We start from the raw sequence: 14800 nt of genomic DNA on the forward strand, positions 1-14800 counted from the left end.
ATTATGTTTAAATCTGCGTTGTTCTGGAAAGTCATGACCTTGCTAGGATGTATGGTGGTGTTGCTGATTCCATTAAATATGTTGAGTTCGTTAGTTAATGAACGCAGCAGTTATCGGGATGATGTTGAACAGTCACTGCGCCAAAGTGCCAGTGGCCCGCAAACAATTACTGGTCCACTGATCGCCATCCCCATAACGGAGCTAACGACCGTTATGGAAGACAATAAAGAGATTAAGAAAGAGCGCCGGTTCATTCGTTACTACCTGCCGGAGAACTTGAGTATTGTGGGGAAGCAAACCGTTGAACCACGTCATATCGGTATTTATGAGGGGCAAATCTGGCGCACGGCTATCACGCTAAATGCTACGTTTAATCGCCAATTGCTCTCAAACGAGGTAGGTCCCGATACTCTTATTGGTACGCCATACGTGGTGCTGGCAGTTGGCGACTCACGCGGTATTGGCAAAGTGGGTGAATTGGATATCAACGGTGAGTCTTATCCGATTGAACCCGGTAGCAACCTGCCTGGAGTAGGGCAGGGGCTACATGCCATTCTCCCTGTAAAACGTCTTCAGGATGAGAAACTCACGCTGCGTTTTAACCTGGATTTGATGGGAACTAAACAGCTTGCTGTGGTGCCTGTTGGGCGTAATAGCCAGTTCAACTTAACCAGCAACTGGCCGCATCCTGGATTTATGGGCGATTTTTTGCCGCAGCAGCGGACTGTCACTGAGAGTGGATTTAGCGCCAGCTGGCAAAGCACCTGGTTTGCTAACAATTTGAACACCAGTTTCTATGATGGTCAGCTGATTGACGTCGACCGTCTGCCAGCCTTTAGCGTCACAGTAGCGAACCCGGTGGACCAATATCAACTGACTGACCGCGCTGTAAAATATGCCATCTTGCTGATTGGCTTGACGTTTATGAGCTTCTTCTTGCTGGAGACACTGACCGGACTGCGTGTTCACCCGATGCAGTATTTGCTGGTTGGGCTATCGCTTGTGATGTTCTATCTCGTTCTACTGGCTGTATCGGAGCACATTGGATTTAACGGAGCATGGCTGCTGGCGAGCCTGGTTTGTGCCGGAATTAACGGTTTTTACCTTAAGGCTGTACTCAATAGCGGCAAAGCGAGTGCGATGTTTACTCTGGGATTATTGATGCTTGATGCGGTGCTCTGGCAGCTGCTGCAGTCTGAAGACAGTGCTCTACTGCTCGGTACAGGCGTCCTTTTTGCAGCGCTCTCAGCCATTATGTTACTGACACGAAATATCGACTGGTACGGAATGAGAAGGAAAGTGCAGGTGCCAGAAAATGGCGAGATCCAGGAAGATCCGGAGCGGTTCCGCTTGTGGAAATAGATAGATAATCGAGACAAAAGAAAAGGGCGGATTAAAAATCCGCCCTTTCACATTCATGTTTGATTACAGGTTTATTCCTGTAAATCGCCGCAGAAGCGATAACCTTCGCCGTGAATCGTAGCGATGATTTCAGGTGTATCTGGGGTCGATTCGAAATGCTTACGAATACGACGAATTGTGACGTCAACGGTACGATCGTGTGGCTTCAGCTCACGGCCTGTCATTTTCTTCAGCAATTCAGCGCGGGACTGAATTTTCCCTGGGTTTTCACAGAAGTGCAGCATGGCGCGGAATTCGCTACGCGGCAACTTATACTGCTCGCCATTTGGACTGACCAATGAACGGCTGTTGATATCCAATTCCCAACCATTGAACTTGTAGCTTTCAACGGAACGACGTTCTTCGCTGATTGCACCCAGGTTCATAGTACGAGACAACAGGTTGCGCGCACGGATGGTTAATTCGCGTGGGTTGAATGGCTTAGTGATGTAATCATCTGCACCGATTTCAAGACCAAGGATTTTATCCACTTCGTTGTCGCGGCCAGTCAGGAACATCAATGCCACATTGGCTTGCTCACGCAATTCACGTGCGAGCAGCAGGCCATTTTTGCCTGGCAAATTGATATCCATAATGACCAGGTTGATGTCATTATCGGAAAGGATTTGATGCATTTCAGCGCCATCAGTCGCTTCAAAAACATCATAACCTTCTGCTTCAAAAATGCTCTTTAACGTGTTGCGTGTTACTAATTCGTCTTCGACGATAAGAATATGCGGGGTCTGCATGTTTGCTACCTAAAATTGCCAACTAAATCAAAACAGGAAGTACAAAAGTCCCTGACCTGCCTAATACATGCCAAAAATTAACATGCTGGGCGTAACATGACTAAAGTACGTAATTGCGTTCTTGATGCACTTTCCATCAACGTCAACAACATCATTAGCTTGGTCGTGGGCACTTTTCCCTCTGGACCCGACGGTGTCAAAAACGGTTGTTATCCTATACCATTTTAACAGCAACATAACAGGCAGGACCGCTTTAGACATCTGATAAAACTACGCTTCGTTGACATATATCAAATTCAATTGTAGCACGTTAACAGTTTGATGAAATCATCGTAGCGTTTTGCCACATTCCATCACAATATTTTAATAATATATATAGTTACATGAATTGATTAGTAAAGAACATAAATCAGATTGATGATGGTGTTAATGTTGTTTTTTTACCATTAAAAACAATTAGATAATGCTGTTTATTGCATGTTTTCTTGCTGGTCAAACCACCAATATGTATTCAAGGTGCTTATGATTCGCATTACATACATTTTATATATGAATGTTGCTTTAATGTAAATTTTTGATGCGTATTATCATTTGAAACTTGTGAATGTCCAATAACGGGCACTTTTTTTAAAGAGAGTTTTAATGCGTTTTATAATTATTCTGGTCGCACCCGCCAGAGCTGAAAATGTTGGTGCAGCAGCCCGAGCGATGAAGACCATGGGATTTGCTGAATTGCGTGTAGTTGATAGCGAAGCCGATCGACAACCTGAGGCACGCTGGGTCGCGCATGGTTCTGGCGATGTGCTCGATAATGCACAGCATTTTAATACGCTGGCGGAAGCCTTGCATGATGTCGATTTTACGATTGCAACCACTGCCCGCAGCCGCGCTAAATTTCATTACTACGCCACACCGCAACAATTGGTTCCATTACTTGAAGAAAAGCGTACCTGGGTAGGGACTGCGGCACTGGTGTTTGGCCGTGAAGATTCGGGGCTGACCAATGAAGAACTCGAACTGGCGGATGTTCTGACCGGCGTACCAATGGTTGCGGATTATCCATCGCTTAATCTTGGTCAGGCTGTAATGGTCTACTGTTATCAACTGTCAGCGCTTATGCAGCTCCCTGCGCCAGAACATGATGTGGTGGATGCTAAACAGCTAAGCGCATTGCGTTCTCGTCTCACTGCTTTGCTTGAGCGTGTTGAGGCGAGCAGCGACCAAAAAATGGTTGATTGGTTACAGCAGCGTCTTGGCTTGTTAGCGCAGCGAGATACGGCAATGTTGCACCGTTTGCTGCATGATATCGAAAAAAAACTGCCAGAGAATAATGCTGTAAACTGCTTTAATAGCAGTGAGGATGGGGTGTAATTCCCCCATTTTTTCAGCGTAATAAGCGCGGTTTTTGCTGCTTTTTCAGCGTTCAAAAGCTGTGCCACTAACAGTGGTAAAATTAAAAATAAATTGACTTAGGCCGTCGGATACTTTAGTCAATATAGGTAAATCATATTACGAGCACACAACATCCATGATTCGCATCAGCCCAATGACAACAATTATTACAACCACCATTACCACAGGTAACGGTGCGGGCTGACGCATACCAGGAAAAACGAAAAAAGCCCGCACCTAAACAGTGCGGGCTTTTTTTTGGACTAAAAACTCAAGGGTAATAATAAATGCGAGTGTTGAAATTCGGTGGTACTTCAGTGGCAAATGCGGAGCGTTTTCTGCGTGTTGCCGATATCCTGGAAAGTAATGCCAAACAGGGGCAGGTTGCGACCGTGCTGTCTGCCCCGGCGAAAATTACCAATCACCTCGTTGCCATGATTGAAAAAACAATTGGCGGCCAGGATGCCTTACCGAATATCAGCGATGCAGAACGCATTTTCAGCGAACTTCTGAATGGTCTCGCAGATGCACAGCCGGGTTTCCCTGTCGTGCAGCTCAAGGGATTTGTTGAGAAGGAGTTTGCGCAGCTGAAGCATGTTCTGCACGGGATTAGCCTTTTGGGGCAATGTCCGGACAGCATCAACGCCGCTATCATCTGCCGTGGCGAAAAGCTCTCTATCGCTATTATGGCTGAATTGCTTAAAGCTCGCGGTCACAATGTGACGGTTATCAATCCGGTAGAAAAACTTCTCGCTGTTGGGCATTACCTTGAGTCTACTGTAGATATTACTGAGTCCACTCGTCGCATTGCTGCCAGCCGTATTCCGGCAGACCATATGATCCTGATGGCGGGCTTTACTGCCGGGAACGATAAAGGTGAGTTAGTCGTTCTGGGTCGTAATGGCTCTGACTATTCAGCGGCCGTGTTGGCTGCGTGTTTACGTGCAGATTGTTGTGAGATCTGGACTGATGTTGATGGCGTTTATACTTGCGACCCACGTCAGGTACCGGATGCAAGGCTTTTAAAATCGATGTCGTATCAGGAGGCCATGGAGCTTTCTTACTTCGGCGCCAAAGTTCTTCATCCACGTACTATTTCCCCAATTGCTCAATTCCAAATCCCTTGTCTGATTAAAAATACTGGTAACCCGCAAGCGCCAGGCACTTTAATTGGTGCAGAGAGTGATGAAGATGACCTGCCGGTTAAAGGCATCACTAACCTGAATAATATGGCGATGTTTAACGTTTCAGGCCCAGGGATGAAAGGCATGGTTGGTATGGCGGCACGCGTCTTTGCTGCTATGTCTCGAGCTGGAATTTCGGTGGTGTTGATTACTCAGTCATCCTCTGAATACAGCATCAGCTTCTGTGTGCCGCAGGCGGATTGCGTACGTGCGCGACGTGCGATGGATGATGAGTTCTATCTCGAACTCAAAGAAGGTCTGCTTGAACCACTGGCGATCATGGAGCATCTGGCCATTATCTCTGTCGTCGGGGATGGGATGCGTACTTTGCGCGGTATTTCCGCTAAGTTCTTCGCAGCCCTTGCCCGCGCCAACATCAATATCGTCGCCATCGCACAGGGCTCTTCAGAGCGTTCTATCTCGGTTGTGGTCAGCAATGATGATGCCACCACAGGTGTGCGTGTGACTCACCAGATGCTATTCAATACCGATCAGGTTATCGAAGTGTTCCTGATTGGCGTCGGTGGCGTGGGTGCTGCACTGGTTGAGCAGGTGAAACGTCAACAGGCGTGGCTGAAGCAGAAGCATATTGACCTGCGTGTATGTGGTATTGCGAATTCGAAAGCGCTGCTCACCAATATTCACGGCCTGAATCTGGATAACTGGCAGGAAGAGTTGGCCCAGGCGAAAGAGCCGCTCAACCTTGGCCGCCTGATTCGTCTGGTAAAAGAGTATCACCTGTTGAACCCGGTCATTGTTGACTGTACCTCCAGCCAGGCAGTTGCTGACCAGTATGCTGATTTCCTTGGTGAGGGTTTCCACGTGGTGACGCCGAATAAAAAGGCGAACACTTCCACCATGAATTACTACCACCAGATGCGTAACGCGGCGGCAAAATCGCGCCGTAAGTTCCTTTATGACACCAACGTAGGTGCGGGTTTGCCGGTTATCGAAAACCTGCAAAACCTGCTGAATGCGGGTGACGAGTTACAGCGTTTCTCCGGCGTTCTTTCGGGTTCCCTGTCGTTTATTTTTGGCAAGCTGGACGAGGGCATGAGCCTTTCAGAAGCCACCAAAGTTGCCCGTGAAATGGGGTATACCGAACCCGATCCGCGTGATGATCTCTCTGGTATGGATGTGGCGCGTAAGCTATTAATTCTGGCGCGTGAAACCGGCAGTAATTTTGAGCTTTCGGATATCATCATTGAGCCAGTATTACCGGAGTCATTTGATTCTACAGGTGATGTCGAGTCATTTATGTCACGTTTACCGCAGTTGGATGATGAGTTCTCTGCGCGAGTTGCAAAAGCCCGTGATGAAGGAAAAGTGCTGCGTTATGTTGGCGTGATTGAAGAAGACGGTAGCTGTAAAGTTAAAATTGATGCGGTGGATGGCAACGACCCATTGTATAAAGTTAAAAATGGCGAAAATGCGTTGGCCTTCTACAGCCATTATTACCAGCCTTTGCCGTTAGTCCTGCGTGGCTACGGAGCAGGGAATGATGTTACTGCTGCCGGTGTTTTCGCCGACTTATTGCGCACTTTGTCATGGAAGTTAGGAGTTTAAGATGGTTAAAGTATACGCCCCGGCTTCCAGTGCCAATATGAGCGTCGGGTTTGATGTTCTGGGCGCGGCCGTATCGCCGATAGATGGCTCGCTGCTTGGGGATTACGTGACTGTCGAAGCGGCAGACACTTTTAGTTTGAACAACATCGGGCGCTTCGCCAGCAAATTGCCAGACGAGCCGCGCGAAAACATCGTTTATCAGTGCTGGGAGCGCTTCTGCCAGGAAATCGGCAAGAATATTCCCGTGAAGATGACTCTGGAAAAGAGCATGCCGATTGGTTCCGGCCTCGGTTCCAGCGCTTGTTCAGTGGTCGCAGGCCTGATGGCGATGAATGAATACTGCGGCAAACCATTGAGCGATACGCGTTTACTGAGCTTGATGGGCGAGCTGGAAGGGCGCATTTCAGGCAGCGTTCATTATGATAACGTAGCGCCGTGTTTCCTCGGTGGCATGCAGCTGATGATTGAAGAAAATGGCATCATCAGCCAGTCTGTACCGGGTTTTGATGAATGGCTTTGGGTGCTGGCGTATCCGGGGATTAAAGTCTCTACCGCAGAAGCACGAGCCATTCTACCGGCGCTTTATCGCCGCCAGGATTGTATTAGCCACGGTCGTCATCTGGCGGGCTTCATTCACGCATGCCACACCCGCCAGCCACAACTTGCGGCAAAACTGATGCGTGATGTGATTGCTGAGCCTTATCGCGCTAAATTGCTGCCGCGCTTTAACGAGGCACGCCAGGCTGCTGCAGATATTGGTGCGCTGGCGAGTGGTATTTCGGGTTCCGGTCCAACTCTCTTTGCGTTGTGCGATAACACTGATACCGCACAACGCGTGGCTGACTGGCTCAGCCAACACTATTTGCAGAACCAGGAAGGTTTTGTACATATTTGCCGTCTGGATACGGCGGGCGCACGAGTTCTGGGATAACGCATGAAACTGTATAACCTTAAAGATCATAACGAGCAGGTCAATTTTGCCCAGGCGATTGTGCAAGGGTTGGGTAAGCAGCAAGGGCTGTTTTTTCCACATGATTTGCCGGAATTTGAACTGACAGAAATCGACGAAATGCTGAAGATGGATTTCGTCTCCCGCAGCAGCAAAGTTCTGTCTGCCTTCCTCGGTGATGAAATTCCGCAGGAAATCCTCGAAGAGCGCGTGCGTGCGGCCTTCGCCTTCCCTGCACCAGTTAAAAGCGTTGAACCGGACATCGGCTGTCTTGAGCTGTTCCATGGCCCAACTCTGGCATTTAAGGATTTCGGCGGGCGCTTTATGGCGCAGATGCTGACGCATATCAGCGGTGACAAGCCGGTTACGATTCTGACTGCAACGTCTGGTGATACTGGTGCTGCGGTTGCCCATGCATTTTATGGACTGAAAAACGTGCGTGTGGTGATTTTGTACCCGCGTGGCAAAATCAGCCCGCTGCAGGAAAAACTGTTCTGCACGCTTGGCGGTAACATTGAAACTGTCGCAATCGACGGTGATTTTGATGCCTGCCAGGCGCTGGTGAAACAAGCGTTTGATGATGAAGAGCTGAAAGTGGCGCTGGGGTTAAACTCTGCCAACTCCATCAACATCAGCCGTTTGCTGGCGCAGATTTGCTATTACTTTGAAGCGGTTGCTCAACTGCCTCAGGAAGCGCGTAACCAGTTAGTGGTTTCCGTACCAAGCGGTAACTTTGGTGATTTGACTGCGGGCCTGCTGGCAAAATCACTCGGCCTACCAATCAAGCGTTTTATTGCGGCGACCAATGCGAACGATACCGTTCCACGCTTCTTAGCTAACGGCGAATGGACCCCGAAAAAGACTGTGGCGACGCTTTCTAACGCCATGGATGTCAGCCAGCCAAACAACTGGCCGCGCGTGGAAGAGTTGTTCCGCCGTAAAACCTGGCGTTTGACCGATCTGGGTTATGCGACAGTGACTGACGAAACCACCAAAGCCACCATGCAAGAGCTGAAAGCGGTGGGTTATGTTTCTGAACCACACGCTGCCATTGCTTACCGTGCGCTGCGTGACCAGCTCCAGCCGGGCGAATACGGCCTGTTCCTGGGAACGGCGCATCCAGCGAAGTTTAAAGAGAGCGTGGAAGAGATTCTGGGCGAAACTCTGCCGCTGCCTGCAGAACTTGCTGAGCGTGCTGACTTACCGCTGCTCTCCCATAATCTACCAGCCGATTTTGCCGCGCTGCGCGAATTGATGATGAACAAAGCGTAATTGTCTTTCCGTTTATAAGGCAACGATACTCAGTAAAGCCGCTTGCTTAACCGCAAGCGGCTTTTTCTTTTCGTATATCGGAGTAAAAGCTTATGTGCAGTAGCCAGTTTTTCTCTCTGCTACTGCAATTGGCAGCCCGGTTCTTCGCTTTGGCTAACCACGCGTTTGAATGTTGGCAGCGGGCAATATCCTTCAGCCGTTTGGTCACTACAGCCAGGAATTTTTAGCTGCACACTTCCTGCGGGTTCCTTAAGGCTAAGCGGTGTTTGAGCGCGTAACTGCACGAGTGTCTGATACACCATGCTCACGCTAACGTATTGTTTCCCTGACTTATCGGCCAAACGCTCAAAGACTAAAGCGCCGCCCGGAGGGGTATTATCGGGTTGCCCAGGTAGCGTCCAGCGCATGTTGAGCATGCCTGCGATATTGGCAATATTAGTATCGTGCCCGGCAATAAACAGGATCTTATTGTCAGGTGAGATATCAGGTAGTTTGCTTACGTCGGCTTTCGGCTCCAGCGCATTGCTGATGGTCTGTAATAAAGGCGTTCCGTTATGTGCGGCGATGTAAGGTGTGCGCGCCATCAAATCAAACTGGGTGTTATGCAGTTTCAATAGCGACGCCCACTCTTGCTCTGAATGAATATTCCCCCACGCCGCTTGCGGCATCCCTTGGGCATATTCCAGTAGGAAAATTTCAGCAAGCGTAGACGAAAGGCCAATGGCCCCGTCGAGAGCGACTTTGTTGCCATTATCTTTTATCGACAGCTTGCTCGGCATGGATTGCGCTAAATCACAGCTTTTATCCGCGCTGTGTTTCTGACACCAGGCAGACGTCGAAAAGTTGAGAGCCCTGTTCATCAAGGCCAGAGAGGGAATATAGCGCTGGTTCAGATTCTCAATGGGCGTTTGAGCTTCTTTTTCAACGGCCTGTTGGATTTGAGTTTTATCCATTGAACAGGTGCCCGCTTTCACCGGATGGAACAGCGGATCGGCTTTTTCAAGATTCTGTTGGTGGTGAATAGTTAAACCACATTGCGGGGCAAGTCCTGCCAGGAAAGCTTCGCCCGTTTTAAGCGTGCGTTGATCGACATCTGCCCAGACGTAAACTGAATTCGGTGTAGGGCAATTTTCCTGCGATAAAATGCCCTGTTGTTGAAACTTCTCGCGATAAAACCCGCCCATCAGGCTAATCAGATGCTCACCGCGTGGCGTGATATAACCCAGTTTTACTGGCCATTCGGGCCAGGTATTGGGTGTTACGTCGCGCATGGTCTGTGTCATTTTGGTGGGGGCTCGCACACCGTGGCGGCTGAGGATAACCACTTTTTCAACCTGGTAGCCTAAAGCTGGAGTGTCGTTGGCATATGCCGTCGAGCCTAATGAAAATATGGCGCTCAGTGCTACGAACAGACCAGGGTGAAGCCTCAGTTTTTGGCGTTTAAACGCAGGTATTGTCATCTACAGCCTCTTTATTTTTGGCGTGTTAAAGCTGGATCTTCAGTTCGACAAATATACTCCAGAAGCAAAGGGGTAACGTCGAGTTCGTCTCGTTGTTGTATTAGTCCACAAAAGAAAATCCACGCAGGCATATGAATTTAGTGACCAGAATCATGGAGGAATTGTGCAGGAAACAAGGAGGGAAAATGTAGGAATTCCCATTAAATGCGCACGATGAGAGATTAGGATTGCAGAGAATAACAAGGCGGTATTATTCGGCATATGCTGGCTTCAGTAACCCATAACGGGCACGAATGCAGTAAGGAGTAACTTATGTTGAAATCAATTATTCTGGCCTTGTCGATTCTGGTCGTGGCTCCGCTGGCTGCACAGGCTTCAGAAATTACGCTAATTCCAGCGGTGAAGCTGCAAATTGGCGACCAGGATCGGGGCGGTAATTACTGGGACGGCGGCCACTGGCGGGACCGGGGCTGGTGGAACGACCACTATGAATGGCGTGATAACAGATGGCATCCGCATGACCATCATGACGAGCGCCATGATCATGACCACCATGATAAGGACCATCACGATAACGGCAACCACTATGGCCAATACAAACATCACTAAACAAAACGCCAGCATTGCGCTGGCGTTTTGTTTTACTGCTCGTGGCGTTTAAACACTAATTCATTCTTACTCGACATTGTTTCATCGAAGAAATAGCCGTCTGTGTTAAAGCCCGTGAGTTGCTCAGGTTTAGTCAGGCGATTTTGAATGATGTAGCGGCTCATCAGGCCACGGGCTTTCTTGGCATAGAAACTAATGACTTTAAATTTGCCATTCTTCTCATCAAGGAACACCGGCTTGTAGATTTCTGCATTGAGCTTTTTCGGTTTTACCGATTTGTAGTATTCATCTGAAGCCAGGTTAATCACAACATTGTCACCCTGAGCTTCCAGCGCCTGATTCAGTTTCTCGGTGATGGTGTCACCCCAGAAATGATACAGATCTTTACCCTGCGGGTTCTCAAGCTTAATACCCATCTCCAAACGATACGGCTGCATTAGATCAAGTGGGCGTAATACGCCGTACAATCCGGAAAGCATCCGTAAATGCTGCTGTGCGAACTCGAAATCTGCATCGCTAAACTCTTCAGCCTGCAAACCTGTATAAACATCACCTTTAAACGCCAGAATCGCCTGACGCGCATTTTGAGGGGTGAATTCCGGGTGCCATTCGTTAAAACGGGTTTCGTTCAGGGATGCCAGTTTGTCGCTGATATGCATCAGGGAGGAGATTTGCGGGGCGCTAAGTTTACGCGCCACGGCAATCAGTTGCTGAGAATAGTCCAGCAACTCGGGCTGTGTGTAGCGATCGGTAGGGAGGTCGCTTTGATAATCCAGTGTTTTTGCAGGTGAAATTAGAATTAGCATATCTGTTCCTTGCCGATTAATGCCCACTACTTTAGCAAATTTACTGAAAGTATTAGCCGATGGTTGCGATTAGCGCCTGGTTTCAGGTGGTTCCGGATTGTCCCAGATACCCGGTGCCAGCTGGCTTTTAATTTCCGGAAAGCGATTTGGGTCGAAAACGGGTGTTTTACCTAATTTTAACTGCCGCAGGTAATCGATACTGAGATCGCGGGCGATAGGCGAAAGCAGCAGAATTGCCGTGAGGTTAGTGACAGCCATAAACGCCATTGCTACGTCTGCCATTTGCCAGACTAATGGCAATGGAGAAAGAGTGCCAAACATCACCATTACCAGTGCCAGGCAACGGAATAACACAGTAGCAAAAGGGCTTTTTTGTTGTAAAAAAAGAAGGTTGTTTTCTGCATAGGCATAGTTGGCGACAATCGATGTGAATGCAAACAGCATAACAATGATTGCGATGAATCCAGTTCCCCACGACCCCACTACACTACTCAGTGCTTGTTGTACCAGCATTATGCCGTTCATGTCAGGACTTGCCGTATCCAGAATGCCCGAAAACAGGATAATCCCGGCGGTGGCTGAACAGATGATTATTGTATCAATCAACACACCAAACATCTGCACCAACCCTTGTGATGCGGGATGTGGCGGCCATGTCGCGGCAGCGGCTGCAGCGTTAGGTGAAGAACCCATGCCCGCTTCGTTAGAAAACATACCGCGCTGAAAACCTGTGGTGATTGCCTGACTAATAGTGAATCCAAGAGCGCCTGATGCCGCTTCTTGCCAGCCGAATGCGCTTTTGAACACCAGCGAAACCACTTCAGGTAAACGCTCAATATTCATTGCCATGACGACCAGGCTCATCAACACCCAGATAAGCGCCATAAACGGAACCAACCATTGGGCGACGCGCGCGGTGCCACGCATTCCACCCCAAATAACACCAGCTGTTAAGACAACAAGCCCGATGCCAATCCAGGTTTTGGGAATGCCGAAAGCGTTATTCACGGCATTGGCGATGGAGTTCGCTTGCACCGCATTGAAGATCAAACCAAAGGCTATCATCAGAAAGATGGAGAACATCACCCCCATCCAGCGCATTCCCAGCCCACGTTCCATATACCACGCCGGGCCACCGCGATAATTGCCTTCGATATCGCGTGTTTTATAAAGTTGGGCAAGGGTGCATTCGGCAAAAGAGGTCGCCATTCCGAGCATGGCTACGACCCACATCCAGAAAATAGCACCAGGGCCACCGAGTGTAAGAGCAAGCGCCACGCCAGAAAGATTACCGCTACCTACACGTGCAGCGAGGCTTGTGCAAAGCGCCTGAAATGAGGATATTCCGGAAGAATCTTTATTTTTATTCGCCAGAATTATGCTTCGAAGCTGGGTCAAATAGCGGAATTGTACAAAACCACAGCGCCAGGTGAACCAAAGGCCTGCGCCGACTAACAAATAAATGAGGATAGAACCCCATAGTATCTCATTGATAAACAGAAAAAAATCTGCCATTAACATCCCTCGTTTGCATGCGTTGCGAGCACAGCTAATGCGCGGTGGTCGCGCATGATCCTTTAGATTGCAGGCAAATAATACACGGTATTTATCACTTTCGCGTTCAGTTCCTGCCGATGTGTTGCTGCGGTTGCACCTGAATTGCGTCGTGATATCATCAAGCCAGACCGGTTACATCCCCCTAACAAGTTACATCTAATGAGAAACACTATCATGACGGATAAATTGACCTCCCTGCGTCAGCTAACCACAGTAGTTGCGGACACCGGGGATATTGCGGCAATGAAGCTGTATCAACCGCAAGATGCCACCACTAACCCATCTCTGATCCTGAACGCTGCGCAAATCCCTGAATATCGCAAACTGATTGACGATGCGATTGCGTGGGCGCGCGAGCAGAGCAGCGATCATGCACAACAGGTTGTGGATGCGACTGACAAGCTGGCGGTGAATATTGGTCTGGAAATCCTGAAACTGATCCCAGGTCGTATTTCTACTGAAGTTGATGCGCGTCTGTCTTATGACACCGATGCCAGCATCACTAAAGCAAAACGTCTGATTAAAATGTACAACGATGCGGGTATCAGCAACGACCGTATCCTGATCAAACTGGCTTCTACCTGGCAGGGCATCCGTGCTGCTGAGCAGTTGGAAAAAGAAGGCATCAACTGTAACCTGACTCTGCTGTTCTCCTTCGCTCAGGCGCGTGCTTGTGCTGAAGCAGGTGTGTTCCTGATTTCTCCATTCGTGGGTCGTATCCTCGACTGGTACAAAACGAACACTGATAAGAAAGAGTACGCACCGCATGAAGATCCAGGTGTGGTTTCTGTTTCTGAAATCTACCAGTACTACAAAGAACACGGCTATGAAACCGTGGTTATGGGCGCAAGCTTCCGTAACCTGGGTGAAATCATCGAACTGGCTGGTTGTGACCGTCTGACCATCGCACCTGCTCTGCTGAAAGAGCTGGCTGAAAGCGAAGGTACGGTTGAGCGTAAACTGTCTTACACTGGTGAAGTGAAAGCACGTCCAGAGCGTATGACTGAATCCCAGTTCCTGTGGAGCCACAACCAGGATCCAATGGCAGTTGATAAACTGGCTGACGGCATCCGTAAGTTTGCTATCGACCAGGAAAAACTGGAAAAAATGATCGGCGACCTGCTGTAATCATTACGTGTGGCAGGCTCCGCCCTGCCACGCTTTTTAGTGTTTCACCTCTGTCTGCTGCTCCCTCCACCGTGTATCATTCCGTTAAGTTTTGAATCTCCGGGAATGATATGAATACCTTACGCATTGGCTTAGTTTCCATCTCCGACCGCGCTTCGAGCGGTGTATATCAAGATAAAGGCATTCCGGCGCTTGTTGACTGGCTGGAGCGCACCATAACGACTCCTTTCCAAATTGAAACGCGCTTAATCCCTGATGAACAACCGCTTATTGAGCAGGCGCTGTGTGAGCTGGTGGATGAAATGGCATGTCATTTGGTGTTAACCACTGGCGGCACAGGCCCTGCACGCCGCGATGTCACTCCTGATGCAACGCTTGCGGTTGCGGATCGTGTAATGCCTGGCTTTGGCGAGCAGATGCGCCAGATAAGCCTGCACTTTGTGCCGACGGCAATTCTTTCACGCCAGGTTGGAGTGATTCGCAAGCAGGCACTCATTCTGAATTTACCTGGGCAGCCGAAGTCAATTCAGGAAACCCTGGAAGGCGTAAAAGATGCTGACAACAAGGTGGTAGTGTCGGGTATTTTCGCAAGTGTACCGTATTGTATACAGTTATTAGATGGACCTTACATTGAGACGGATAGCTCTGTGGTAGCAGCTTTTCGCCCTAAAAGTGCCATTCGCGATACAAACTCCTAAAACCAAGTTGTTTGCGGTATAAGATGTAG

Annotated in this window: 13 protein-coding genes, 1 pseudogene and 1 other annotated feature; of the genes and pseudogenes, 10 read left to right on the top strand and 4 right to left on the bottom strand. The window is 48.9% G+C overall.

From position 1 onward, the window contains the following. The first annotated feature begins 3 nt into the window (after window positions 1-3). The gene (gene creD / locus AC0IXI_RS03330; protein ID WP_134184685.1) at window positions 4-1362 is read left to right on the top strand and encodes a cell envelope integrity protein CreD; all 1359 of its coding nucleotides are present in this window, start codon (window positions 4-6) and stop codon (window positions 1360-1362) included. Between the two features lie 71 nt (window positions 1363-1433). Here the strand turns inward: creD and arcA are convergent, their stop codons facing one another. Next, window positions 1434-2150: a two-component system response regulator ArcA gene (gene arcA / locus AC0IXI_RS03335; RefSeq protein WP_034459438.1), complete on the bottom strand. Its 717-nt coding sequence runs from the start codon at window positions 2148-2150 to the stop codon at window positions 1434-1436. 96 nt (window positions 2151-2246) lie between these two features. On the opposite strand from arcA, the pseudogene yjjY reads away from it, so the two are divergent. The 6 genes and pseudogenes from yjjY to thrC all read left to right on the top strand — a co-directional run bounded on the left by yjjY (window position 2247) and on the right by thrC (window position 8513). After that, a pseudogene (gene yjjY / locus AC0IXI_RS03340) lies at window positions 2247-2389 on the top strand (YjjY family protein). Between the two features lie 403 nt (window positions 2390-2792). After that, entirely contained in the window at window positions 2793-3521 is a 729-nt protein-coding gene (locus tag AC0IXI_RS03345; RefSeq protein WP_134184683.1) for a tRNA/rRNA methyltransferase, read from the top strand. Window positions 3522-3678: 157 nt separating this feature from the next. Beyond that, the gene (gene thrL / locus AC0IXI_RS03350; RefSeq protein WP_072009468.1) at window positions 3679-3747 is read left to right on the top strand and encodes a thr operon leader peptide; all 69 of its coding nucleotides are present in this window, start codon (window positions 3679-3681) and stop codon (window positions 3745-3747) included. Further along, window positions 3686-3803 (top strand) — a sequence feature (Thr leader region). (Overlaps the previous gene by 62 nt.) A gap of 26 nt (window positions 3804-3829) precedes the next feature. Further along, window positions 3830-6292: a bifunctional aspartate kinase/homoserine dehydrogenase I gene (thrA, locus tag AC0IXI_RS03355; RefSeq protein ID WP_413499066.1), complete on the top strand. Its 2463-nt coding sequence runs from the start codon at window positions 3830-3832 to the stop codon at window positions 6290-6292. Window position 6293: 1 nt separating this feature from the next. After that, the gene (thrB, locus tag AC0IXI_RS03360) at window positions 6294-7223 is read left to right on the top strand and encodes a homoserine kinase (RefSeq protein WP_064513827.1); all 930 of its coding nucleotides are present in this window, start codon (window positions 6294-6296) and stop codon (window positions 7221-7223) included. Window positions 7224-7226: 3 nt separating this feature from the next. Then, window positions 7227-8513, top strand: coding sequence for a threonine synthase (gene thrC / locus AC0IXI_RS03365; protein WP_134184679.1), 1287 nt, complete (start codon window positions 7227-7229; stop codon window positions 8511-8513). A gap of 119 nt (window positions 8514-8632) precedes the next feature. Here thrC and AC0IXI_RS03370 read toward each other — a convergent pair whose 3' ends face one another. Next, window positions 8633-9973, bottom strand: coding sequence for an AppA family phytase/histidine-type acid phosphatase (locus AC0IXI_RS03370; protein ID WP_471681922.1), 1341 nt, complete (start codon window positions 9971-9973; stop codon window positions 8633-8635). A gap of 312 nt (window positions 9974-10285) precedes the next feature. On the opposite strand from AC0IXI_RS03370, the gene AC0IXI_RS03375 reads away from it, so the two are divergent. Next, the gene (locus tag AC0IXI_RS03375) at window positions 10286-10582 is read left to right on the top strand and encodes a DUF2502 domain-containing protein (protein ID WP_064513822.1); all 297 of its coding nucleotides are present in this window, start codon (window positions 10286-10288) and stop codon (window positions 10580-10582) included. Between the two features lie 32 nt (window positions 10583-10614). Here the strand turns inward: AC0IXI_RS03375 and yaaA are convergent, their stop codons facing one another. Beyond that, window positions 10615-11388, bottom strand: coding sequence for a peroxide stress protein YaaA (gene yaaA, locus AC0IXI_RS03380; RefSeq protein WP_064513821.1), 774 nt, complete (start codon window positions 11386-11388; stop codon window positions 10615-10617). A 69-nt stretch (window positions 11389-11457) separates the two neighbouring features. After that, on the bottom strand, window positions 11458-12903 hold the full coding sequence (locus AC0IXI_RS03385) for an alanine/glycine:cation symporter family protein (RefSeq protein WP_471681923.1): 1446 nt from the start codon (window positions 12901-12903) through the stop codon (window positions 11458-11460). Window positions 12904-13119: 216 nt separating this feature from the next. Here AC0IXI_RS03385 and tal point away from each other — a divergent pair, with 216 nt between their 5' ends. Together tal and mog are read left to right on the top strand one after the other, a co-directional pair. Next, on the top strand, window positions 13120-14073 hold the full coding sequence (tal, locus tag AC0IXI_RS03390) for a transaldolase (RefSeq protein WP_064513817.1): 954 nt from the start codon (window positions 13120-13122) through the stop codon (window positions 14071-14073). A 110-nt stretch (window positions 14074-14183) separates the two neighbouring features. Beyond that, window positions 14184-14771 (top strand): molybdopterin adenylyltransferase, encoded by a 588-nt coding sequence (gene mog / locus AC0IXI_RS03395; RefSeq protein WP_064513815.1) that lies wholly within the window; start codon window positions 14184-14186, stop codon window positions 14769-14771. The last annotated feature ends 29 nt before the right edge of the window (window positions 14772-14800 follow it).

This window comes from Buttiauxella sp. AC038 (assembly GCF_979253565.1).

Bases quoted from the DNA above. Each gene is read 5' to 3' on its own strand.
- AC0IXI_RS03385 (WP_471681923.1), bottom strand. From the start codon at position 12,903: ATGGCAGATTTTTTTCTGTTTATCAATGAGATACTATGGGGTTCTATC.
- AC0IXI_RS03370 (WP_471681922.1), bottom strand. From the start codon at position 9,973: ATGACAATACCTGCGTTTAAACGCCAAAAACTGAGGCTTCACCCTGGT.
- yaaA (WP_064513821.1), bottom strand. From the start codon at position 11,388: ATGCTAATTCTAATTTCACCTGCAAAAACACTGGATTATCAAAGCGAC.
- thrB (WP_064513827.1), top strand. From the start codon at position 6,294: ATGGTTAAAGTATACGCCCCGGCTTCCAGTGCCAATATGAGCGTCGGG.
- thrA (WP_413499066.1), top strand. From the start codon at position 3,830: ATGCGAGTGTTGAAATTCGGTGGTACTTCAGTGGCAAATGCGGAGCGT.
- mog (WP_064513815.1), top strand. From the start codon at position 14,184: ATGAATACCTTACGCATTGGCTTAGTTTCCATCTCCGACCGCGCTTCG.
- AC0IXI_RS03345 (WP_134184683.1), top strand. From the start codon at position 2,793: ATGCGTTTTATAATTATTCTGGTCGCACCCGCCAGAGCTGAAAATGTT.
- AC0IXI_RS03375 (WP_064513822.1), top strand. From the start codon at position 10,286: ATGTTGAAATCAATTATTCTGGCCTTGTCGATTCTGGTCGTGGCTCCG.
- tal (WP_064513817.1), top strand. From the start codon at position 13,120: ATGACGGATAAATTGACCTCCCTGCGTCAGCTAACCACAGTAGTTGCG.
- arcA (WP_034459438.1), bottom strand. From the start codon at position 2,150: ATGCAGACCCCGCATATTCTTATCGTCGAAGACGAATTAGTAACACGC.
- creD (WP_134184685.1), top strand. From the start codon at position 4: ATGTTTAAATCTGCGTTGTTCTGGAAAGTCATGACCTTGCTAGGATGT.
- thrC (WP_134184679.1), top strand. From the start codon at position 7,227: ATGAAACTGTATAACCTTAAAGATCATAACGAGCAGGTCAATTTTGCC.